This window comes from Humisphaera borealis, from assembly GCF_015169395.1.
GTDB lineage: Bacteria > Planctomycetota > Phycisphaerae > Tepidisphaerales > Tepidisphaeraceae > Humisphaera > Humisphaera borealis.
This window is the reverse complement of the sequence record NZ_CP063458.1, coordinates 6,460,195-6,481,774: the sequence shown is the minus strand read 5'-3', so window position 1 is coordinate 6,481,774 and position 21,580 is coordinate 6,460,195. Positions and strand designations below refer to the sequence as shown.

Sequence of the window (21,580 nt, the reverse complement as noted above, 5' to 3'; positions counted from 1 at the left end):
AAATTGTGGTCAACCCGGAACCATGCCGGTTGCCGGTGACGAGCGATCAGAATTCCGTACTGGCGTTCAGAATGAGTGGCCCACCATCAGCCACATGTTGACGCCCTCTTCCCCGACCGCCAGATCGGCGCGTAGAACGATCTGGCGAGCGAGCACGCGGATACCGATGCCGGCATCCCACTTGGGGTCGCTGAACAGTTCGCCGGAGAAGCTGTCGGCGACGCGGCCGACTTCGCCGAAGACGGTGAACTGGATCCAGTCGATCTCCGCCACCTTGTCGACGATGTCAATGTCGCGGAGCGGGTTCCAGTCGAGCGTCATGCGAAGCTCTGCGCCGCCGTAGACGGCCGCCCTGCCGTTGAAGCGGTAGAACGGATAGCCACGCATGCGTTCGTACCCGCCAAGTGTCGCGCCCGTGTAGTACGGCGCGTCGCCGGACAGTTCGGTCGACGACCACCCGTCGACTGCGAGGACGACCTGGCGGAACGTGCTGTTGCGTCCGAGATCGAAGTAATGGGCGTAGCCCAGCTCCATCGCCGTATAAGCCGACCTCGACGAGAAGATGCCAAAGTCGCGTGCGAGATAGGCCTTGGCGGTATTGCCCCGGGTGGGGTTCATGGGGAAGTCGGTGTTCTCCCACTTGATGCCGGTCTTGACCCCGAACGAGTCGAAGTTGTCTTCCGGCAGGTTGTCGGCGCTAAGCCGTCGCCAATAGGAGAACGGCGTCAACTCGACGATCGTCCGTCCGCTTTCGAAGGGGTTCCACGACGTTCCACCGGTCGCGCCTTCCTTGAGTTGTCCTCGTTCCAGCGTGTAGGTGGCAATCGGATTGCCCCGACCGTGGCCGATCGGAAGGATGTACTTGAAGTTCGCCTCGAGCTGGCCGCTGACCGTTTCGGCGATGACGTAGTCGTCCTGCGCCGAGTCGTTGTCGCCGGCACGACCAGGGAACAGCGCATTGCCATCGACATACTCCTCGGACTCGGAGTAGCGGGTGAAGAAAAGCTTGCTGTCGAGGAAGAGGCGGTCGATGGGGTTCAGTTGCAGGTCGCGCTGCAGAACATAGAGCCCGACCGAACCATTGGTGCTGCCGAAGGCCGCTGCGCCGAGGAACTGCTGCGGCTGTCCGATCCCGGAGACGGCGCCACCGACGCCAACCGCGAGATCGGTGGCGGAGGTGTAAAACGCGAACGGCAGAATCAGTGAGCGATTCTCCGGTTCCGTGCGGTCGCCGCCGGGGCGGATGACGGACTGGCCGCCGGCTCGGGCCGATGTTAATGCCACGAAAGCGATCGACAGTATGACCCGAAGGGGGATGAAGCGTTTCATGGGATTCGGTCGTTCCCTTCCGAAAGTCGAGGCGCCGCCCTTCGCCCGGCTGGTGATCTGCATATAGAACATCGCCGGCGCATCTCGCGGGATGCGCCGGCGACGTTTGAGTTTCGAATCGTGCGGAGATTGGACTTCGGCCGCGATAACAACGCGATTTACGGCTTGACGATGTAGACGGCGGTCGCCATCGCCTTGGTGGCCGGGAGGCCGTCGATCGGGACCTGGAATGCCTTGCCGTTGTACATGCCGGTGGCTTTGACGGGAGCGCCGGCGGCGTCAAGGAGCAAGCCGGTCGCGCCCAGAGCGGCGGCCTTCTTCTTCAAGGCCGTCATCACCGGTTCGATGGAGGCGTACTCGCCCCACTTGAGACTCTCAGTGGTCTCGACGATGCCGAGTACTTCGTACTTCGACGGGGCGGCCTCAAGAATCTGCACCGCCGACGCTTCGGTCGGCGCGTGAGGGGTGGTCGGAACGATGGTCGAACCGCATCCGCCGACGGCAACCGCCAGCAATGCGCACAGACCCATCGGCAGAACGGCAGAGTACCAACGCTTCATAATCAGGCTCCTTCACAAGAATACGGGAACATCGACTAAGTTTCGCAATAGCGAGGTTCTACACTCCCGCATCAGTTGGGTCGAGTGCTGCCCGATTGCGAACGGACGGCCGGGATCACCACCGTCCGTTCGCAGGGCGTTTTCCAAACGCGGATAATTGACCGTGTCCGGGTTACTTCGCCGGCGCTGCTTTGCCCGACATCGATCCCGCGATCGCCGTCAGTTCGCCCTGAAGCGTGGCGATCTTAGCCTTCAGCGTCGTTGCCTCGGCTTTGGCGCGGTCGAGCGGCTTCTTCATTGCCGTGACGCCGGCGGGGTTGACGTCGAGCGCCAGGCCCTTCTGGATTTCCTGGAGGTCCTTCAGCAAAGGCGTGTAGGCATCGCGTAAGGCGTCCGACGAACGGCCGATCTGGTCGAAGTCGGCGGCCACCTTCTGCTTGCGTTCGGCCAGGGCGGCGCGGACGTCTGGGTTCTGGATCGATTCCAGGTCCTTCTGCCACTTGGCGATGTACGCCTCGCGGTTGTTCTTCATCGACTCGCGGCGGCTCGCGACGCCCTTGCCGGCCGCTTCGACCTCGGCAACCGTCGCGGTGTAGTTCTTGAATGCGGCGTTCAGGTCGCCTCCCGCCTGAAGCTGGTCAATCGACGCAACTACTTTGTCGCACGTCGCCTGACCCTTTTCCAGGCCTTTGGTGACGTCCACGATTCCTTCGACGGCGGCTTCCTTCTCCTTGGCCTGCCCGCTCGATCCGCAGCCGGTCGCAAGGACCGCCAGCGACATCACTGCAACTGCGACGCTCTTGTTGAACAATGCAAACATGGATTCCTGCCTCTACTTGTCCGCGAATCGAATTGTCACGTCGGCTGCGGACCTTCCGCCTGACGGATGCACAATCGAGACGATGTGTCCCGTTGTATTGGTTTAGTGAACCGTTCGTCGGTCGACTCTCCCGTTTCTCATGGCAAACCTAAAGAGTCATGCTTTCGCTGCCAATTCGTTGGCTGACTGTCTCTTTCGCGCCCAGCGGTTGGCGAAGGCCGACACCGGGATTCCAACCAGTAGCAGCAAGGTCAACGCGATCAGCCACATGAAGATCCGGTCGGTCGTCGCCTGGGCCGCCAGTTGCGTTCTGGCAACGGTGTCGGATGTGGCGGCCGTTACCGATTTGGCGGTCTGGTCCGCCTGTGTGACCAGACCGCCAACTTCTTTCAGGAGGCCCTTCAGGTTCGCTTCCTGCTGGTTCAGATCCGTAACGATGCCTTTTCGCTGGTCCTGCAGATGGTCGGCAATTTGATCGATCGTGGCTGCACGCTCCAATGACAGAATCTCGGCGGTCTGGTCCAGTGCTGCCCGGCGTTCGGCACCCAGATTGGCCGTCAACTCCGCGGTCGTCCGGCCAAATGCCGCGGTCGCCTGGGCAAACGTCTCGGTGCTTCGGGCGATCTGCGTCATCTCGGGGGTGCCGGTCAGGCTCAGTGCCGCCAAGTCGAGCTGGCACGTCAGCAGGTACGGCATTCGCATGGCGACATAGCTGGCCCGCTCGGCGAGCATGCGGAACTCGCGCGCCTCGCGGACCACGGGATCGATCCCTGCAAGCGGATCCATATACAGCATGCCGAAGACGTTGCCCGGAATCTTCGCCTCCGGCGAGTCGGCCGACACGCCGCGATACTTTGCAAACTCAGAGAACCGAATGTGGCTGACGTAAAACTGGGTCGGATGCTCCTTACGCCATTCGTCGATCAGCCCACGCAACTGTGCGACCTGTGCCTCGCTGAGATTTCGCCTGGCCGCGGCCCACACCTCCGCCTCCCCGCGGCGGTAGGCGTCCAGGACGGGGGCGGCTTCGTCCGTCAGCAGCTTCGGTCCCCAGTGCTCCTCGACCGCAATTCGCTTGAGAGCACCGTAGACGATCATGTCCAGCAACCCGGCTGCCGCAGACGCGTTCGACGCATTGGTGAACGACGCCAGCGTAACCCCCACCCGGTCCTTCGCGACCCAGGCAATCACTTCCGGTCGTTTGGTCGTGCCGCGGAGTTGTTCGAGACCTTGCAGTGCAATGGTCACATAGGTGTCGGCAAGGCTGGTTAACTCGGTGCGAAGGTTGTCCGACGTGATCGGATCGGCTCGAAACACCGGTACTGTCGCCGGCCGTGCTGCAGGAGAAGCAGGCGCCGTGCCCGAGCAACCGACGATCGCGAAGGAAAGTCCGATCACGACCGAAGCCGCGAACCGACGGCGCAGCGCGACGCAGGACGATACGATTGCCCGTGAGACTATCTTATGTAGTTCACGCATCGGGAACGGTGATTCTGTTACGGATCCGTCGAACGCAGCTGCCGACCGTCACTAGAAGTTGAACTGCAATGCGAGGTACGGCCCGCTCAGCGTTGCGTCGAAACTCGAAGTGCCGGAGTTGCTTACGAAATCGTACTTGAGCCACCGGTATCCAACACCGAGGTCGAACCACGAGGCGAGGTGGAAATCAAACCCGGTTTCAACATTGTAAGCGAAATCGGAGCTGCTCCAGGCAGCGATCCCAAACCCGCCGACATCGCCACGGAGCTTGAACGATAACCAGTCGGTCAGTCCGAACTGTAATCGCGCGCCGACGATCGGATCAAACAGAGTGACGTTTGCAGACAGGTTCAGACGACTCTCGCGAAGGCCCACTTCAAGTGCGCTCACGCGGACGCCGGCAAGCGCATCAAGGCGAAAGGTGCCCCAACCTTTCTTTCCGGGGACCGATGGCACGACGGTGTAGAACGCATCCAGTTCGCCGACGAACCCCTTAAGTTCGGCGTATCGATCCGTATCACGCAGGTTGCTGGCGGTGCGAAGGTCGACATACATGCCGTCCACGATGATCCCGAATCGCGACTTGGACGCCTCGAAATGGGCAACCGCGGCGGCATTGAGATGCGTATCCCAGAGGTCGATCACATCCCCCGTGTCCTGATCCGGCGAAAACTCAGTGCCCTTGACGACCAGGTCGCCGCTGACGCCCGCGATCCAGACGGGGAAGCTCAGGCTCAGTTGCCACCCGTCGGCGGGAGCCGTCGTAGGCGGCACAGCGTTGTCTGCCAGGTGATAGACCGAAGCCAGATCCGGCTCGAGCACGTGAGGCACCGCCTTCTGAAAGCCCTGAGCCAGGGCAGGCGATGCCATCGCGATGAAAAGGAGCGTCTGAATCGAAGTGCGTGTTGTCAGTTTCATGATTGACCTGCTTAAGCCGAAGGCTTCTCCATTCCTGAGGACTCGGTTATTTCGGGAGCAGCAGCGTGTACACCACGCGAAGACCCCAATCCGGTGCATTGTCGGGCCCGTCGGCGTAGACCCGAACGCCGGCGGCGAGACTCATCGGCTGTCCGCCGACGGCAAACACTTTGCTCGCACCCGCGAAAACGGGCACGGTCCACTGCTCGGTGTTCCAGTCATAGGTCGACTCCACATTGAGCGTCCCAGACCACCCTTTGCCGAACGCGTACGAGACGAACGGCTGCAGAAACGTCGCATTGACGTCGGGCCGGCCCTGCCCGTTGTCGAAGTCGTCGTTACTCCCGAGCGACCAGATATGATTGGCGAGCAGACCGAACGTCCAGGGGCCGTCCTGCTTCAGCAGGACGCCGGTCGGTCCGATTCCCCAGCGGTTGGCGCCCAGTCCTTCGGTGCTCGTCGGAATCAGCAGCACCGGACCGACACCCCAGATAAGTCCCCCGGCGGTCGGTTTGGCCGGCGAGAAGAAGAAGCTCTGCACCGTGTCGCCGAACCCGAACTGGCTGTCGCCACCCGGCGTGACATCGTCCTGGTAGATGATCGGAACGATCGTGCGGGAAATGAGGTTCCAATCCTCGTTCAACGTGATCGGGATCACGGGCTGAATGTTCAGAGTGAAACGTTCACCATTGTCTTCCGAACCGAGATTCGGTTCGTAATTGAACTGGAACGGTATGCTGATCAGCGCCGCAACGGGGTTGGCAAGCTTTTTGGCAAGTTCATCGGCATCAGCCGCGCCTGCCGATGGCTGCGCAACGGCGGCCTCAAGAAACAGCGGGCGATCGTGGAGTCGATCGCTGATATCCGCCGACAGAAACAACTGATCGCGAACAAGCGTCGGCAAGACCGCAGGATGGCCGACCGCCGCCGGCTCGCTTCGCGGCGGCACCGACGCCGTTGCCCCAGTTGGAGCAAGGAGGTTCGTCGACGCCATCGCGAGGATGCTAAGCAGTGTTCTCCGGGATGTTCTCATTGCGATTCCATTCACTCTCGAAATGACGATCAGGTTGCGTCGCCTGGCATACGTCAGCTTGGTCAACCGCTGCCATGGCCGAGCCCGACGGCGCGATCGATCGTGAGATATGCGATTACTGGTCAGGCGTTGGACTGGGGAAAACGCTCTTCCAATCCGCCTTCATACTGATTAGCGTCCAACTCCGCCGAGCGGCTTCGTCGAGGCCGCGTTCCAGCCTGCCTATATGTGATTTGCGGTCGTAGGCCACCTCTCGTTCGGCGTCGTCGTGATGCACGAGAACGCCCAACCGCAGGCCGGGTCCGCTGGTGACATACTCCAACATCTCAAAATCGCCATCGGAATTGCCGAAGGCGGCGATCGGTCGCTTGCCGATGACCTTGTGAATGGCGACCGGCTTGCCGGCCTTGTCGTCGATGAAATCGATCTCCGGCAACCGGACGATCACCGGCCTGCCATCAGCCCCAACCTCATATCGAGTCTTGATGCTGCTGCCGATCACCTGTTCCGGCGGAACCCCGTAGACGGCTGCCGTCCAGGGACGCATGAACTCCACCCCGCCCCCGGAGACGATGTAAACCTTGAAACCGTTCGCCTTGAGAAACGCGATCAATTCGACCATGGGCCGATAGACGCACTGGGTATAGGGCCGCGCATACTTCGGGTGTCGGGCGGCGGCGATCCAGTCGATGACGATCTTGTCGAACTGTTCCGCCGTCATGCCGCCATGCGTCGCGGCAAGTAATTCCATCAGACCCGTTTCACCCGCGGCCGCGATCGCCTTTAGATCGCCGGCGAGGACGGACTTAAACGGCTCCTTTTCCTTCCACTCCGGGTGTTGTGGTGCGAGCTGCCTGACGCGGTCGAGGACGAATGCGAGTTGCACGTACATCGGCTGCTCGGACCATAGCGTGCCGTCGTTGTCGAACACGGCGATGCGGTCGGCGACCGGAACGAAGTCCGGTGAGCTTTCCTTTGTCACCCTCTCGACGAACGTGATGATGGACTGCCTGGCAGACCCGTGGTTCCATGACGGAAGTGGATCGGCAGCTCGGGCAATGGTCGTCGTTGCGACAGCGACCATGCCAAGAAGCGCGGTGACGCTGAAGTTTCGAATGCGGGTTGCTGGAGCGCTCATTGTCGTTTCCTCGGAGGGCTAAACGACCTCAAGAGCCGCACCCGTGTTTCCACGGGTGCGGCCGATTTCAGATTAGATATCAGGGTCAATCAGAACAACATCACTTGTCGCCGTGGCCCTTCTGCAACGACTGCAGCACCGAGTCCAGCGAGAAGCTGCCGCCCTTCTGGCTCGGCGGGAACTCCTGGAACGTGCCGAGGAACTTGCCGACGTACTGCTGCGCCGGGACCAGCAGAAAGGCGCGATCGATACGCCACTTCCAATTGTCCCACGCGTGCCCGGACTCTTCGAAGGGGTCCATGCGGATGTTGAAGACCTTCGGGACGCGCAGCTGCACAAAGGGCTCCTGCCAGACATCAAAGCCGTGGGCGCGTTGTTCGGCGAAGACAACCTTCCATTGCTCGTATCGCAGGCCTACCAGCGAGCCGTCGTCGTTAAAGTAGAAGAACTCCTTGCGAGGGCTGGCCACTTTGCCCGCCAGTGCGTCGGTGACGTTGTAGCCGTCGAGGTGAACCTTGAACGTCTTGTCGCCGACCTTCATCCCCTTGAGGAGTTGCTCCTTCACATCGGGCACGCCCGCCGCCGCCAGGAGCGTGGGGAGCATGTCTTCGTGGGCGAAGATGTCGTTGTGAACGGTGCCGGGCTTGATGACGCCGGGCCAGCGGATGGCGCACGGAACCCGATAGCCGCCTTCCCAGTTGGTGTTCTTTTCCCCGCGGAACGGCGAAACGCCGCCGTCGGGCCAACTGGCCTTCTCGGCACCGTTGTCGGTGGAGTACATGACGATCGTGTTCTCTTCGAGGCCCAGCTCTTTCAATTTGTCGAGGATCTGGCCGACGTGCCCATCGTGCTCGACCATGCCGTCGGCATATACGCCCAGGCCGGTCTTACCTTCGGACTCCTTCTTCAGGTGCGTGTGGATGTGCATCCGGGTGGAGTTCCACCAGAGGAAGAACGGCTTGTCCGACTTCTTGGCCTTCTCGAGGTAGTCGAGCGTGGCCTTGGTGACCTCTTCATCGATGGTCTCCATGCGCTTCTTGCCCAGCGGCCCGGTCGATTCAATCTTCTGCGTTCCGTCGGGGTTGGCCCAGGTGTGGATCACGCCGCGGGTAGCGAACTTCTTCACAAGTGCCGGGTCTTTGAAGTAGTCGGGGTTTTCGAACTCTTCCTCGGCGTTGAGGTGGTAGAGCGAGCCGAAGAACTCGTCGAACCCGTGTGCGGTCGGCAGGTGCTCGTCGAGATCGCCGAGGTGGTTCTTGCCGAACTGGGCGGTCGTGTAGCCCTGGGCCTTGAGGAGCTGCGCGATCGTGACATCGCGCGCCTGAAGGCCTTCCTTCGCGCCGGGAAGTCCGACCTTGAGCAGGCCGGTGCGGAAACCGACCTGACCGGTGAGGAAGCAGGCCCGGCCGGCGGTGCAGCTTTGCTGGCCGTACCAGTCGGTGAAATTGGCGCCTTCCTTGGCGATGCGGTCGATGTTGGGCGTCTTGTAGCCCATCATCCCCTGGTTGTTCATGCTGATGTTCCAGTAGCCGACATCGTCGCCCCAAACGACCAGAATATTGGGTTTCTTCGGACCCAGTTGCTGGGCCGACGCCGGCACCGCAAGAACCCACGCAGACAGGAGCAATGCAAACAGGCAGAGGACGCGAGACAACGGTTTTGGCCGCATGGTTTCCCTTCTTCAGTTTTGGTTTCAAAACAGTGATCGAACGCCGCTCACTGAATGCCTCCGAAGGAGGCGGATGCCACGAAAAGGCGCGTGGACGATTTCCGGCATAGTCGTCGGTCCACGTTACAGCAGAATGAGGCTGTCCTTCGGCGTCTGTGCGGCACCGAAGTACGACTCCACTTGCGCCGGAACTACAGCACGGCCTGTGGTTGATGGCAAGATTGAGGGCGCGAGGGGTTTCCCTTGTGTGCGATCAAAAAGAGCGAACGACGGCGATCACTTCTCCGTCGGTGGCGTGAGCCATTTGAACGGCTCGGCCTTTTCGAAGTTCGCAGTCTGGTCGCCGCCGAGATCGAGCTTGCCGACCATGGGTAGCTTGCGGGCACCGGACCCCTCTTTGAAATCGATCCCTGCCAGTTTCACCCAGACTGGGCTGGGGCTGGCGGTGTTCTCATAGAAGTAGACGCGGTTCTTCTGGTCGCTCACTGTCCGCCAGATGGTCGACGCGATGTTCGGCTGGTTCGGGGTGCTGATGCCGCGGGGCACGCTGCAGTTGCGGATGACGCTGAAGACCGCCGCGACCGCTTCGCGGGGATCGTTCGTCTGATTGCAGGCGTTAATGTAGAACGATGCACGGGCGAATCGGTCGGCGGCCCGATTGGTTCCGGGCAGCATCACCGTGCCGCCAATCTGTTCCCAATACTTGTTCAGCGCGATCTGTTGTTCGTAGACCGGTGAGTTGGTCATGACCTGAAACTGCCGTCCGTGGTGGATGACGAGCTTTCCCTTGACGTATTCGAAGATCGCCGAGTCACCGGTGGCGTCGGAGATCGCCAGGTGAACCGTGCCCGGTTTGCCTTCGGGAGACGCGACCGGCACCATCTTGAACGTTTCCTTCTTCAACTCGGCGACCGCTTCTTCGACCGTCGCGAAGCTGTCGAGCACGTACTGACTCCAAGCGGCGATGACCATTGCCGGCCGGGTATCGGTGACCGGGGCATATTCCGACTCCGCCAGGTAGAGCAGGTTGGCGACGAGGCCTTTTTCGTTCATGCCGTCGGCGGTTCCGCCATTGTAGATCGCGGCGACTACGCTGCCGTGCTTGCTCGTCCACTTGAACGACTTCTCGCCCAGGCCGCCGTCTCGAGCCATGCCGCGAGGAAAGATCCACAGGTCGCTCAGCGTGTCGTGGGCCCAATCCATGGACCGACCGGTGACTGTCTGGCCTTCCTTGCCGAAGTAGACGGCGCGGGTGCAAGCGTCGGCTGCGCCAGGTAGGCCGGTGAGAATGGTGATCGCCGCTAACGCTCTGAAGGCGCACGAAGAAAGTTTGCCGCGAAGCATAAAATCCCTCCGGTTGATCTCTCTGTAAGTTGCGTCGCGGTGCAATGGCCCGCGATCGGCAGCCGGAGTGTATCAGCGGCAGGTAAAGAATTGACCTGTGGTGGAAATCCCGCCACTCTCGCGACGGAAGATTCAGAGACTTCAGTCACAGCGACGATGCAGAGCGGTTGGTGTGCGTTGCAAACGTTACCGCTCAGCGATCCCTTGTCGATTCGCAAGGCACCGAAAGTGACGGACCATCGACCAGCCGATGATCGCGCTCACCGCCATCAGGCCGTTGGTGATCACGAAGACCCAATTGCCCACCTGATAGCTGTACAGGGTGAACCCACAGGACGCCGCCAGTTGGCCGGCGTATAGCCATACGGATACGCCCTGGCAGGAGCGCTCCGTCCACTGCTTGAAGATCTGCCGGGTGATGGTCAGCAGCAGAATGATCGAGCTCCCCCAGCCGAGTGCATCTGTCATGTTCCTGCATGGGCCTGCGCCCGTGATGAAAGTCTGGCGTACTTCAGAATGGAGCCTAGCGAAACCGCCAGGTTTGGGCAGCACACGAAATCGCGTGTGCCTACAGCCTCGGCCATCCGTCGCAGTACCGATCGCGTGATCGGTTGACAGCCTCCCACCCCGTCCCTACCGTTTCCCCCCGTGGCTGAGACGCCTGACGGTGTCAGGCAAGGATTTGGTGAGCGCGGGCGTTACAGCTATTTGAGGTCGTGTCGATGCAGGGAAAAGCGATCGTATCCAGAGCTAAAGCCTACCTCCTGGCGCGCCATCAGGCAGTCCGCGCCGCCATGGAGCAACTAAACCTCAACGGCATGCTGTTGACGACGCCGGCCGATCTCTCTTATCTGACGGACTTTACAGGCGACGACTCGATCGGCCTCATCACCGCCGACCGTTTCTACCTCGTCACCGATTTTCGATATCGCGAGCAGGCGACCAGCGAAGCGAGCTGGACCGAATTGCACGTCCGCGACGGCGACATGGCCGACACGTTGTCCAAGGTCCTCATGGCGAGCAACGCCGAGCGGATCGGCTTCGAAGCCAATGGCGCAACGGTCGGGCAAATCAAAGCCGTCGAACGAGCTCTCGCCGCGGCGGCCAAAAGCGGAAAAAAGAGCACCGGCGGCGCGATCGAACTGGTGCCCGTTGAAGATGTCATGCTCACGCTTCGGAAGGTGAAAGACGATCACGAGATCGCACTGATCCGTAAGTCCGTCGCGACAGCCGAAGAGGCGTATAACGCCGTCCGGGGAGAGATTAAGGTTGGCCAGACTGAGTCCTATCTCGCGGCTCTGCTTGACTTTGAGATGCGATGCCGTGGCGCTAGCGCCTCGAGTTTCAGTACCATCGTGGCGTCGGGAGGCCACAGCGCTCTCCCCCACTACCGCCCCGCCGAGAAACTGGTTCAAAAAGACAATGTCCTGCTGGTTGACTGGGGCGCGATCGTCGGCGGCTACGCCTCGGACCTAACCCGGACACTGGCGATCGGCAACATCCCGCGTAAGCTGAAAGAGGCGTATAAGACTGTTGTCGAGGCTCAGAAGGCAGCGATCGCGTTCCTGCGGCCCGGCGTCACCACCATGACGGCCGACCGCGCGGCACGAGACGTCATTGAAAAGGCCGGCTTCGGCGATTACTTCGGTCATGGCCTCGGGCATGGGCTGGGCCGACAGATCCACGAACTGCCGTCTATGCGTCAGACCGGCGGCGATGAAGAACTTCGCCCCGGGATGGTGGTGACGGTCGAACCGGGAATCTACATTCCCGGCGAAGGTGGTGTGCGAATCGAGGATGATGTCCTGATCACGCACTCAGGTTGTGAGGTGCTCTCGACGCTCGATCGGAGCTACGAGGCGAATCATATTGAATGAAGGAAGGAATTGCGGACGGGAATACAGATCTGAAACCTTGAGACCAGACCATCGACTCGGAAATGTGGGATCTGTCATTTCAGATCTGACATCCGGGCAGCCCGGATTTCGGAGATGAACATTCGAGATTCAGTCGAGATTCGGTTGTCTGGTTCGGTGGCAATGAACGGTACGCCGAAAGGCGTGAACTGGACGTCTGTGTTTCGAACTCCGCAGTAAACAACTCTCCATGGCTAAAAAGAAACCTGTAAAGTCGCCGGATCCGGCAAAGAGCAAATCATCGGCTGGCGCTTCCAGCAGTCCGATGGACGTCGATCTGCTCGAACAGATCGTCAAGCTGATGAGTGCCAACGACTTGAACACCGTTGACCTGCGGGACGGCGGCAAGCGTGTCATTCTGCGACGCGGAGCGGTAGCCGGGCCGGCCGTCCAGTACGCCATGAGCCCTGCACCCGTGATGAGCGCTCCCGCGTCGTCAGCTGGTGCGCCCTCCGGACCCGCCGCGCCGGCCGCCGACGACGATGCCGGCCTGGTTCCGATCAAGAGCGAGATGGTCGGCACGTTCTACGCCTCGCCCAAGCCGGGTGCCAAGGCGTTCGTGAACATCGGGTCGGCCGTGGTGAAGGATGAGTCCGACGTATGCATCCTTGAGGCGATGAAGACCTTCAACACCATGAAGTCGAGCGTGACAGGGACGATCGCCAAGGTGCTCGTGCAGGACGGCCAGTCGGTGCAGTTCGATCAGCCTCTGTTCCTCGTGAAGCCGGCCTGACGCGTTCGACTGGAAATAGGCACAAAGGCATGCAGGCACGTAGGCACGGAGAGCTACAGGAGCCGCCTGCCCAAACCCTTCGTGCCTTCGTGCCTTGATGCCTCCGTGCCTTCCCCCACCATGTTTTCCAAGATCCTCATCGCGAACCGGGGTGAAATTGCCCTGCGAATCATCCGGGCCTGCCGGGAGCTCGGTATTCAGACCGTCGTCGTGCACAGCACGGCCGACGCCGATGCCGCGTATCTGAAGATGGCCGACCAGGCGATCTGCATCGGCGGCGCGCCGTCCGTCGAGAGCTACCTCAAGATCGACCGCATCATCGCCGCCGCCGAGATCTCCGACGTCGACGCGATCCATCCCGGTTACGGCTTCCTCTCTGAAAAGTCGCACTTCGCCGAGGTCTGCCGCGCCTGCAAGATCGAGTTCATCGGACCCAGCGTCGCGGCGATGAAAGCCGTCGGCGACAAGGTGGCCTGCAAGAACCTGGCGAAAAAGGCCAAGGTGCCGACCATCCCCGGCTCCGAAGGCGCCGTCGAAGACGAGAAGGAAGCCCTCAAGATCGCCCGCGAGATCGGGTATCCGGTCATCATCAAGGCCAGTGCCGGCGGCGGCGGGCGCGGTATGCGCCAGGCACATAACGACGTCAGCCTGCAGGCCGGTTTCCGTGCCGCCCAGGCCGAGGCCGAGGCCGCGTTCAAAGACAGCACGGTCTACATCGAGAAGTACGTCGAGTTCGGTCGGCACGTCGAAGTTCAGGTACTCGCCGACAATCACGGCAACGCCGTCCACCTGTGGGAGCGCGATTGCTCCATGCAGCGCCGGCACCAGAAGCTGGTCGAAGAATCCCCCTGCCCGGTGCTGGATCCCAAGACCCGCAAGGCACTGTGCGAGTCGGCGGTCAGGCTCGTGAAAGAAGCCGGTTACACCAACGCTGGTACCGTGGAGTTCCTCGTCGACAAGGAGCAGAACTTCTACATCCTGGAAGTGAATGCACGTATCCAGGTCGAACACCCTGTCACTGAGATGGTCACCGGAATCGACCTGATCAAGCAGCAGATCATGATCGCTGCCGGTGAGAAGCTGCCTTTCAAGCAGGACCAGATTCCGCAGAACGGCTGCGCGATCGAGTGCCGCATCAACGCCGAGGATCCGACGAAGAACTTCGTCCCCAGCCCCGGCAAGATCCAGGAGCTGCGATTGCCCGGCGGCCCCGGCGTGCGGCTCGATACCCACGTCTACGCCGGCTACACGATCCCGCCGAACTACGACAGCATGATCGGCAAGCTGATCGTGCACCGCCCGACCCGGCTCGAGGCAATCGCGACGATGAAGCGCGCCCTGAGCGAGTTCCATATCTCTCCGATCAAGACGACGATCCCGCTGCACCTGCAGATCCTGGACAACCCCAACTTCCTGAGCGGAGACGTGGATACGGGCTTCATCGAGCGGGTGATGCTGGCAAAGTAGCGGGCGTAACGTGGTGCTATCTAAGCCGTGCGCCACTGAATTCATTCCAGATTCTTCCACCCTTGCACTTCTCAACCTCGTACCCTCGTCCGTAGTAAAGGACGAAGGCAGGACGGCCCGCATTTCCTGCGCGCCGTGAAACGGACATTGAAGAGAGGGTGGACCGCCATGAACGTCATTCGCTTGATCGTTGCGGCAGCTTTGCTCGCGCTGGGCCCGACCGTGTCGGCCCAGGAAAAACCCGCCGCCGAGAGACTCGCCACCGAGAGACCTGCCGCCGCCGACATCCTGCCGAAGATCAAGAAAGCTCATCCCCGGCTGCTCGCGACAACCGATGACTTCGCGCGGCTGAAAGAGCTCGCTGCCAATCCGAAGGTCGCCCCTACTCTGACTGCCGTCCGCCGCCAGGCCGATGCCCTTCTGAGCGAACCGCCCAGCAAGTACGAGATTCGCGACGGCAAACGGCTGCTCTACGTCAGCCGTGAGGTCAAGGAACACGTGCTGTCCCTGGGCCTCGTCTACCACATGACCGCCGACCGCAAGTACGCAGACCGGCTCTGGGCGGAAGTCGATGCGGTCTCGAAGTTCCCCGACTGGAACCCAAGGCACTTCCTCGACACGGCCGAGATGACGTTTGCGATGGCGATCGCGTACGACTGGCTCTTCGACACTTGGACGCCGGCGCAACGGGCGACTCTCCGCGGTGCGATCCTGAAGCTCGGGCTGGAACCGGCCCTGAAGATCTACCGGGCACCCAGCGGCGGTTTTGCCCGGATGGAGCACAACTGGAACCAGGTCTGTAACGGCGGCATCCTGACTGGTGCCCTGGCGATCTCCGAAGACGAACCCGCCGTCGCTGGCGAGATCCTCGAGCGCGCGATCGCGTCGCTGCCGCTGGCGATGGAGCACTTCGCCCCCGACGGCGCCTGGGGCGAAGGGCCCGGCTACTGGGATTACGCGACCGAGTACAACGTCTATGCCCTGGCCGCGCTGCGGACGGCCGTCGGTACCGACTATGGCCTGTCCGCCATGCAGGGGTTCTCGACCACCGGCGACGCCCCGCTCGCGTTTACCGGCCCGCTCGGCCTGACCTTCAACTACGCGGACGCCAAGCCCGGCTTCAGCGGCGCCCCGCAGCTTTTCTGGCTCGCGACGGCGTTCAACCAGCCCGACTACGCCGTCTTCCAATCCGGATACGCCAGCTCCAAGCCGACCGCGCTCGATGTGCTCTGGGGCGCAGCATGGATGGCCCGCGACCCGGGCATGAGCAACCGCCCGCTCGACCGCCTGTTCCGCACCGATCACGTCGCCTATCTCCGCAGCGCCTGGGATGACCCCAAAGCACTCTTCGTGGGCTTCAAAGGCGGCGACAATAAGGTCAACCACGGGCAGCTCGATCTCGGTTCGTTCGTCATCGATGCCCTCGGCCAGCGCTGGGCGATAGACCCCGGCCCCGACGACTACAACCGCCCCGGTTACTTCGGACCGAACCGCTGGCTCTTTTATCGTTGCCGCGCCGAGGGGAACAATTGCTTCATTCTGAACCCCGACGCCGAGCCCGACCAGTCGCCGATGGCCGTCGGCCCGATCGACCGGTTCTACAGCGATGCCGGCCGGGGTAGTGCCGTCGTTGACCTGACCGCCGCCTACGCCCGCCATGCCACCAGCGCCCGGCGGGGCCTGGCGATGCTCGACCGCAAGCAAGTCCTGATTCAGGACGAGATCAAAGCCGACAAGCCGTTCAAGTACGCTTGGTTTATGCATACCGGCGCGAAGGTCGCGATTGCCGCCGACGGCAAGACGGCCACGCTGACACAAGGCGGCCAGACGCTGACGGCCCGCCTCGTCGGCCCGGCGAATGCGAAGTTCACCGTAACCCAAGCCAGGCCCCTGCCGACCTCGCCTCCCGAGCCTCCCGCCGCCGTCCGCCCGATGCTCGGCAAAGTGACTGACCTTGCCGAGGTCCGCAAGCTGACGGTGCAGATCGACGGCGTCAGCGACCTTCAGGTCGCGGTGCTGCTGGAACCCGGCCCCGCCGCCGCCGCCGCCCCGCCGGCGTTGACGCCACTGTCGCAATGGCCGGGGGCGCTGCGTTGAAGATCTATTGATTCGGCTTGATCCCATCATCGCATCCCCTATCATCCCCGCCCTGATATCCTTTCGCGGGTATCCTTCCATCGGCTTGCACCGCGCCAGTCACGCTTAGGTACACGATCATGAGCAAACCCAACGCAGTCATCGGCCAGTCCGGCGGGCCTACCTCCGTCATCAATCAGTCCCTCGTCGGCGTCGTCCAGGCTGTCCAGCAGTCGTCGCACATCGGCAAGCTGCTCGGCGCCCGCCATGGCGTGCGCGGCATCGTGAACGGCGATTTCATCGAGCTCAACGGCGCATCGCAGGACCTGCTCGAGCGCGTCGCCCAGACCCCCGCCGCTGCCCTCGGCAGCACGCGCGACAAGCCCGATGCCGCCTACTGCGAAAAGATCTTCGAAAGCTTCAAGAAGAACGACGTCCGGTTCTTCTTCTACATCGGCGGCAACGACTCGGCCGACACCGCCCGCATCGTTCAGGAGCTGGCGGCGGCGAACAAGTACGACCTTCAGGTCTTCCACATCCCCAAGACGATCGACAACGACCTTCGCGTGCACGACCACACGCCGGGCTTCGGCAGCGCGGCGAAGTTCGTCGCGTCTGCGATCATGGGCGACGACTACGACAACAAGAGCCTGCCGGGCATCAAGATCGACGTCATCATGGGCCGCCACGCCGGCTTCCTGACGGCGGCGTCGGTCCTCGGTCGCAAGTACGAGAACGACGGCCCGCACCTGGTCTACGTCCCCGAAGCGCCGGTGACCGAAGAGAAGTTCCTCGCCGACGTCGACGCCGTCTACAAGCGGCTCGGCCGATGCCTGGTCGCCGTCTCCGAAGGCCTCAGCGTGCCGGAGAAGGACAAGAAGGGCCACTGGGTCACCTGGGCCGAGAAGCTGGCGGCGAACATCGAGCGCGACAGCCACGGCAACCTGAACCTCGCCGGCACCGGCCTCGGCGACCACCTGGCAAACCTCATCACCACTAAGCTCACGCCCGCCGGCGGCAAGAAGCTTCGCGTGCGGTCCGACACGTTCGGCTACCTGCAGCGCAGCTTCCCGGGCCTGGCCGTCAGCTCCGTCGATGCCGCCGAAGGCCGCATGGTCGGCAAGACCGCGGTCGAGTACAGCAAGGACGAAGCCAAGCGCGAAGGCTCGATCGCCATGCAGCGGGCGCAGGGCAAGTACGAGATCACGACCATCTTCACCAGCATCAAGAACGTGGCCCGAGAGACCAAGGACCTCGCCCCCGAGTACATCAGCAAAGACGGCAACGACATCACCAAGGCATTCGTCGATTACGCGATGCCGATCGTGGGATCGCTCCCGGTAGTGGGCTCGTTGAGCGAGCTGAAGAAGTAGGCCGCGCACCGCTACTTCCAAGCCGACCCAAGTAGGGTCTGCCTTGGCGGACGCGATTTCGCCGAACGAACCCGGCGCACCCGGGAACCCGGCGCAACCGCGAACGCGGGGCTTCGGCTGCGCATTGGGCCAAACGAACCCAAGCCGGTCCCGGCGATCCCTGTCGCGATCATTATGCTGTGCCGCGCTGTGCTGTGCCGAACGAACCCGAGAACACCTCCTGTGCATTTGCACGTTGCGAAACGAACCCGGCGTGTCCCGGAAACTCGCAATTTCGGCTCCGCTTTCCGCCATAGGCAAACGAACCCAGGATTGCTCTCCGAATCGGCGCTACATGCCGAACGAACCCGAGATCGGACTTCACGGCTGACGGCACACGGAACGCCTGCCACGTCGCCGAACGAACCCGGCGCGCCCGCAGCAAACGTTGGCCTTCCTGACGACGCTGCAAAACAAGACCACCCGGCGCGATCGTGACCCATCGCCCCAGACGCCGAGTTTCCGTGGAGTAGACACCAATCCGGCAGATCACACCCACCAGACGGCGCACGGAAAGCGGTGCCGCCCGAGTCGACGGCATCGCCGAAATTGTTCTATATATGTTAGGTTTCTCGCGATAGAATGCAACTCAAATCCGGCCGCCGGTTACAATTCGGGCATGGGTGGAAATTTACTCCGAACGCAATTCAGGCAGTTCGCAAGATTCGCCGTCCGGCATCCGACGGTGGCGGGTTTCGGACTGCTGATCGCCGCGACTCTTTTGCTTCATCTGGGGTGGGGTTGGTCAACAGCCAGGACGTTGGCGTCGCAGAACGCGGCGATCGCCGCCGTCGGTCTGCCGGTCGGGCCCGGGGATCTCACCATCGCGGACGTTCCCCCGGACGACGACGCCTGGCCGCTGATTCGCAAGGCAGTGTCGTTAGATAACCGGATGTCGCCGTCCAACTCTAACTTCAGCTACCCACAGAGCCCTCCGTTCGGTCCCGCGTGGGAGCAGTCCGCGTCGGCGTCTGAGACGGCCAACGCCGGGGTGTTTGCGATCGCGCGTGAAATGCGTACTCGGTCCCGCATCAAGATCAGGGACGCGTGGCCATCGCCGCTCATCAACGCCGCCTTCACGTCATATACCAACGCACGACAGATCGCCAATACGGTTGGGGACGGCGCGCTTCTTCTGCACGTGCGCGGTAATGACCGCGAAGCGGTCGAACGGCTCCTCGACCTGATGCACCTGGCAGACTTGGTTCAACAGGACGAGACTCTGGTTGGGCAGTTGGTTGCGACGGGGCTTGGGGCGATGGCCTGTGCCCGCGTGATGGTGGTCGCGCCCGAATTGGCAGTTGAGGACGCCGAAGTGCGCCGAAACGTAAGCCTCTTGATCGATCAATTGCTCGGCGAAAGTCCTAAATCGGTGCACTTTCGCAACGCGTTCGCTTTCGAGCGCGTGTTCGGTATCGACTTTTACAACTTGATCGCCAAAGACGTGAAGATGTTGCGACCGCTGGCCGAACAGGAAATGGCGCGGCACAACGCTAGGCAGGAAGTCATCCGGCAAGCTGCGCTGGCTCGGACCGCTCCCGCTGCGATGCGGATCCTTCAACAGATTCCGGAACCGCCGAAGAAGGTCGATCCCGCGTTGGCACGGACGATGGGGCAGGTGGTAAGGCCGGAAGATCTACCGCGCTACTCGCGGTGGTTTGCACCTTCTTATGACGTGTCCTTAAGGCAAGTATTTGTGCAACACTTTCGATCGCTCGCCGAGCGCCGTATGACGGCGATCGCGCTGGCCATCCGACTGTATCGCGTCGACAACGCCGGCCGATGGCCCGCCCGGCTGGACGAACTGACGCCGAAGTACCTTCCCGCGATTCCCGCCGACCCATTCCACGAAGACGGCCGACAGGTCGGCTATGTGGTCCTCAAAGGCGGCCTGCCGAACGGAGGCGATCGCCCTTTGTTGTTCGTCGATGCCGGCGATGTGATCGATGGTGCGATCGACGCCGAGCCGATGATCGGCTGGCAACAGGACCCGAAAGGCCGCGATCCTCGTGTCGAAGTGCGGCAGTATCGCGATCTGGCACGCTGGGCGCCACAGGTGCGCCGCATCGACAAAATCATGCAGGATGAGGCGGCCGAGGAGCTGCGAAAATAGGAAGAACAGAAGACGGAGCAGGAGGAATTTGAAAAGCTTTTGCGCGAGGAACGAGACGCAACCCCGGCGACGATGCCGTCGATCAAAGAGTAGTGCCGCCTCGGCCGTCTCCCGAAAACGCTTCGCCTTGTGATTAGCGGTCGCACCGCAGGTGCACTTCTAATACCGTAACGGAGCATCAGAGCTGCGAGTCGATCGCAATCCACCAGTATCCGACACACCACGGTAACACGCCCAGGAATAAAACAACGCCCACCACGAACCGCCCCAGCAGTTCGATGACGCCAAGGAAAAATCGCCCTGTCCCCGCGTGGCTCGCCCGTGTGACCCATTCGCCAGAACGGCGAACGGCACTGAATAACGCGAAGCCCGCGATCAGCACCGTGAGCAGCACTGCGATGGTGCGCGCGACGGCGAACATGCGTTCTTCCGTGTTGTTCCTGTCAAGCTCTTCGAGTCCAAGGACTGCCGCGAAACAGATCGCCGCCGGCAGCAGGAAGAAGAGTGGCGACATCGCATAGATGGACACCGCCCTAGCACGGCGTAGCTCCTCCGCCGTTCTGCTGCCCCGGCGATGACATTTGCGCCCGATACCGCAAAGGTAAACTGCGAGCCCGCCAAGGTAGAGCGGGACGATGGCATAAGGCGTCACCCCCGCCGACCACGGAACATGCAGATCCTGCTGGTAACCCGGCATCAACCGGGTCCAGCCGATCACGCCATTCATGGCTGATGTCTCGCGAACGATCAGACCGTGCAGATGTCGGCTCCAGAATGCCATCGCGACGACGACGATCAGAAACGTAAGCGTAAGCAAGGCCGCGTTGGCGAATAGAAATCGACCGGCATCGCGGTCAACTTGCGGGCGAATCAGTTCATGTCGAATCCTTTGGCTATCGTAGGTGAAGAGGCAGACCGTTCTGAGAAACGCGCGGACCCGGCCGATGGACCGGCGATACGCCCACGGGATGGCTGTCGCTTCCAGTGCCGCTCGATCGACCACCATCCCGCACTCGCTGCATCGATCTGCGGTCGCGCCGCGCAAGTCATACCCACACGAAGGGCAGAACAAAGCTCCGTCGCCAGTGGCGGATTCGGCACTTTCGGCGCTCGCTGGGTGCGCGGGTGTTGAGTCTGATGCGTCTGGCATAGGGCTCGAAAAGGACCGCCACAACTCACCGATCAAGGCTGGACTTTCGCCGGCGACGCCCAGGAGACTTCGTCCCGATCTGTCGATTTTGATGCCGGCTTGGGTGGGTCGGGGCGACCGGGATTCTTGCCGTCTTGATCGGCGGCGGGGGTGCCGCCGTCGAGGCAGGCCTCGTCGCCGCCGGGCCAAAGCCAGAGGGTGTCGCTTCCGGTCACGCTGTTGAACAGGATGTTCATCGCGAGCAGCCCGGCGACGGCGGCACTGACTCCGGCGACGCCGGGCTCGGCGGGACGCACCTTCCCGGGCGTGCCGATGTCGTAGCGTGCGTGCGTGCGTTCGGACAACTTCGTGCAGCCGACGACGGCGGCGGCAAGGTAAAGCAGTGTCAGGCACTGCCACGAGTTTTTGGTGATCACGTGCCCT

At 62.0% G+C, this 21,580-nt stretch carries 18 protein-coding genes; 6 read left to right on the top strand and 12 right to left on the bottom strand.

The features are described from left to right. Positions 1 to 66: 66 nt before the first annotated feature. The 10 genes from IPV69_RS24395 to IPV69_RS24350 form a co-directional block, all read right to left on the bottom strand. Positions 67 to 1,329: a BamA/TamA family outer membrane protein gene (locus tag IPV69_RS24395; protein ID WP_206292338.1), complete on the bottom strand. Its 1,263-nt coding sequence runs from the start codon at positions 1,327 to 1,329 to the stop codon at positions 67 to 69. 158 nt (positions 1,330 to 1,487) lie between these two features. After that, entirely contained in the window at positions 1,488 to 1,889 is a 402-nt protein-coding gene (locus tag IPV69_RS24390) for a hypothetical protein (protein WP_206292337.1), read from the bottom strand. A gap of 172 nt (positions 1,890 to 2,061) precedes the next feature. Next, positions 2,062 to 2,709, bottom strand: a complete 648-nt coding sequence (locus IPV69_RS24385) for a DUF2959 family protein (RefSeq protein ID WP_206292336.1) — start codon at positions 2,707 to 2,709, stop codon at positions 2,062 to 2,064. A gap of 156 nt (positions 2,710 to 2,865) precedes the next feature. Next, positions 2,866 to 4,026 carry a hypothetical protein gene (locus IPV69_RS24380; RefSeq protein ID WP_206292335.1) on the bottom strand — a complete coding sequence of 387 codons (1,161 nt, stop codon included), beginning with the start codon at positions 4,024 to 4,026 and terminating at the stop codon, positions 2,866 to 2,868. Positions 4,027 to 4,239: 213 nt separating this feature from the next. Continuing rightward, the gene (locus IPV69_RS24375; protein WP_206292334.1) at positions 4,240 to 5,106 is read right to left on the bottom strand and encodes a hypothetical protein; all 867 of its coding nucleotides are present in this window, start codon (positions 5,104 to 5,106) and stop codon (positions 4,240 to 4,242) included. A gap of 46 nt (positions 5,107 to 5,152) precedes the next feature. Continuing rightward, the gene (locus IPV69_RS24370) at positions 5,153 to 6,100 is read right to left on the bottom strand and encodes a transporter family protein (protein ID WP_206292333.1); all 948 of its coding nucleotides are present in this window, start codon (positions 6,098 to 6,100) and stop codon (positions 5,153 to 5,155) included. Between the two features lie 154 nt (positions 6,101 to 6,254). Then, on the bottom strand, positions 6,255 to 7,277 hold the full coding sequence (locus tag IPV69_RS24365; RefSeq protein ID WP_206292332.1) for an HAD family hydrolase: 1,023 nt from the start codon (positions 7,275 to 7,277) through the stop codon (positions 6,255 to 6,257). Positions 7,278 to 7,377: 100 nt separating this feature from the next. After that, positions 7,378 to 8,946: an arylsulfatase gene (locus tag IPV69_RS24360; protein WP_206292331.1), complete on the bottom strand. Its 1,569-nt coding sequence runs from the start codon at positions 8,944 to 8,946 to the stop codon at positions 7,378 to 7,380. A gap of 276 nt (positions 8,947 to 9,222) precedes the next feature. After that, the gene (locus IPV69_RS24355) at positions 9,223 to 10,290 is read right to left on the bottom strand and encodes a linear amide C-N hydrolase (RefSeq protein ID WP_206292330.1); all 1,068 of its coding nucleotides are present in this window, start codon (positions 10,288 to 10,290) and stop codon (positions 9,223 to 9,225) included. Between the two features lie 186 nt (positions 10,291 to 10,476). Next, positions 10,477 to 10,758 carry a hypothetical protein gene (locus tag IPV69_RS24350; RefSeq protein ID WP_206292329.1) on the bottom strand — a complete coding sequence of 94 codons (282 nt, stop codon included), beginning with the start codon at positions 10,756 to 10,758 and terminating at the stop codon, positions 10,477 to 10,479. 254 nt (positions 10,759 to 11,012) lie between these two features. Between IPV69_RS24350 and IPV69_RS24345 the strand changes: the two genes are divergently transcribed. From IPV69_RS24345 to IPV69_RS24320, 6 genes are all read left to right on the top strand, one after another. Further along, positions 11,013 to 12,167, top strand: a complete 1,155-nt coding sequence (locus IPV69_RS24345; protein ID WP_261361981.1) for a M24 family metallopeptidase — start codon at positions 11,013 to 11,015, stop codon at positions 12,165 to 12,167. A gap of 229 nt (positions 12,168 to 12,396) precedes the next feature. After that, on the top strand, positions 12,397 to 12,939 hold the full coding sequence (accB, locus tag IPV69_RS24340; RefSeq protein ID WP_206292327.1) for an acetyl-CoA carboxylase biotin carboxyl carrier protein: 543 nt from the start codon (positions 12,397 to 12,399) through the stop codon (positions 12,937 to 12,939). A 120-nt stretch (positions 12,940 to 13,059) separates the two neighbouring features. Continuing rightward, positions 13,060 to 14,406: an acetyl-CoA carboxylase biotin carboxylase subunit gene (gene accC, locus IPV69_RS24335; RefSeq protein ID WP_206292326.1), complete on the top strand. Its 1,347-nt coding sequence runs from the start codon at positions 13,060 to 13,062 to the stop codon at positions 14,404 to 14,406. A 168-nt stretch (positions 14,407 to 14,574) separates the two neighbouring features. Continuing rightward, positions 14,575 to 16,503 (top strand): heparinase II/III domain-containing protein, encoded by a 1,929-nt coding sequence (locus IPV69_RS24330; RefSeq protein ID WP_206292325.1) that lies wholly within the window; start codon positions 14,575 to 14,577, stop codon positions 16,501 to 16,503. Between the two features lie 119 nt (positions 16,504 to 16,622). Then, entirely contained in the window at positions 16,623 to 17,855 is a 1,233-nt protein-coding gene (locus tag IPV69_RS24325; protein WP_206292324.1) for a 6-phosphofructokinase, read from the top strand. Positions 17,856 to 18,282: 427 nt separating this feature from the next. After that, entirely contained in the window at positions 18,283 to 20,007 is a 1,725-nt protein-coding gene (locus IPV69_RS24320; RefSeq protein WP_206292323.1) for a hypothetical protein, read from the top strand. Between the two features lie 178 nt (positions 20,008 to 20,185). Here the strand turns inward: IPV69_RS24320 and IPV69_RS24315 are convergent, their stop codons facing one another. Both IPV69_RS24315 and IPV69_RS24310 read right to left on the bottom strand, forming a co-directional pair. Then, positions 20,186 to 21,013 carry a hypothetical protein gene (locus IPV69_RS24315; RefSeq protein WP_206292322.1) on the bottom strand — a complete coding sequence of 276 codons (828 nt, stop codon included), beginning with the start codon at positions 21,011 to 21,013 and terminating at the stop codon, positions 20,186 to 20,188. 176 nt (positions 21,014 to 21,189) lie between these two features. After that, complete coding sequence (locus IPV69_RS24310; RefSeq protein WP_206292321.1) at positions 21,190 to 21,573, bottom strand: hypothetical protein; 384 nt, start codon at positions 21,571 to 21,573, stop codon at positions 21,190 to 21,192. Positions 21,574 to 21,580: the final 7 nt, after the last annotated feature.